This window comes from Rhizobium sp. No.120 (genome assembly GCF_054558365.1).
The window spans coordinates 1-1,402 of record NZ_BAAJNQ010000050.1 but is presented as its reverse complement, the minus strand read 5'-3'; the positions used below and the strand labels follow the sequence as shown (position 1 = coordinate 1,402).

Genomic DNA, 1,402 nt, shown 5'->3' with positions numbered 1-1,402 from the left:
GATGTTGGAGTGGACGGCCCCTGAACGGCATCGAAATGTGCCAGAATGAGCTGTTAAGATCTCAATCGAAGGGGCCGCCCATGAACAAGATTATTCGTATTGGCATGGATACGTCAAAGCATGTCTTTCAGTTGCATGGCGTGAATGCCGGGGAGAAGCCGGTCTTGCGTAAGAAAATGCGACGTAAGGAGATGATCGACTTCTTCACCACCTGCCCGCCAACTTTGGTCGCGATCGAGGCCTGTGGTGGTTCGCATCATTGGGCGCGCTTACTCGCCTCATTTGGACATGAAGTAAAAATGATCGCGCCACAACTCGCCAAGCCATATATCAAGCGGAACAAGAATGACGCTGCCGATGCCGAAGGGCTGTGCGAGGCGATGAGCCGCCCAACGATGCGGTTTGTTCCGGTTAAGACAGTTGATGAGCAAGCAGCACTCATGCTGATCAGCGTCCGTACCCGTCTGATAGCTAACCGAACCCAACTCGCCAACGCAATCCGGGGTTACGCCAATGAATTCGGCATTTCTGCAGCTAAGGGGCTAGCACATATTCCGATGCTGCTCGAAAGGGTAAAAGTTGAGAAAACTGTGCCAGAGCTCGCACAGGAATTGTTCATGAGCCAGGCCGAGGAATACGCTGAACTGGAGAAGAAGATTGCGGATGTTGAGGCCAAGGTAAAGGCATGGCAGCGTAACGACGAACGCAGCATACGTCTCAACACCATTCCCGGCATTGGACCAATCGGTTCGGCTCTTTTGATAATGAAGACTCCCGCTCCAGAACTCTTCAAATCTGGTCGCCAGTTCGCAGCTTGGATAGGGCTGACGCCGAAAGATCACTCGACCGGCGGCAAGCTGCGGCTCGGTGGTATCACGCGAGCCGGCGATGAAGCTCTGCGGGCCATCCTGGTGAATGGAGCAACCGCTGTCATTCATCACGCGCGGCGATCTGGCAAGGCTTCTCGATGGTTGGCGGAACTGCTTAAGCGCAAGCCGCCTAAACTGGCAGCTGTCGCACTCGCCAACAAGATGGCGCGCATAGCTTGGAAGCTCATGGTCTCTGAAGAGACGTACAGCGCGCAATCAGGACCGGCTTCGACGGGATGCGCCACATGAAGATTGGGAAGCAAGACCAGGGGTATCCTGATCTTCACCACGTGTTGGCAATACTACAACTTGCAAGATAATAGCAGATGGTGTGATCGATCGATCCGGGACATAGGATACCCCGGGATTCCCATTGGCCCGTCAAGGCCGCCTTGATGTTTGGGACCTGTGTCGCGGAAACCATCTTGGCCAGCGTTCATGTGCGAACGCAACAACAGGCCGGACATATGAACGCAAGCGATCAGATCAAATTATTTCGAAATATCTTGCGAGTCGGGGGCCGTCCACATATG

General features: G+C 54.1%; 1 protein-coding gene. It reads left to right on the top strand.

What is annotated here, in order from left to right; translation table 11 throughout:
- Positions 1 to 80 precede the first annotated feature (80 nt).
- Positions 81 to 1,118, top strand: coding sequence for an IS110 family RNA-guided transposase (locus ACYJRZ_RS31875; protein WP_459465519.1), 1,038 nt, complete (start codon positions 81 to 83; stop codon positions 1,116 to 1,118).
- Positions 1,119 to 1,402: the final 284 nt, after the last annotated feature.

Excerpts from the sequence above, each read along its gene's own strand:
- ACYJRZ_RS31875 (WP_459465519.1), top strand. The coding sequence starts at position 81 with ATGAACAAGATTATTCGTATTGGCATGGATACGTCAAAGCATGTCTTT.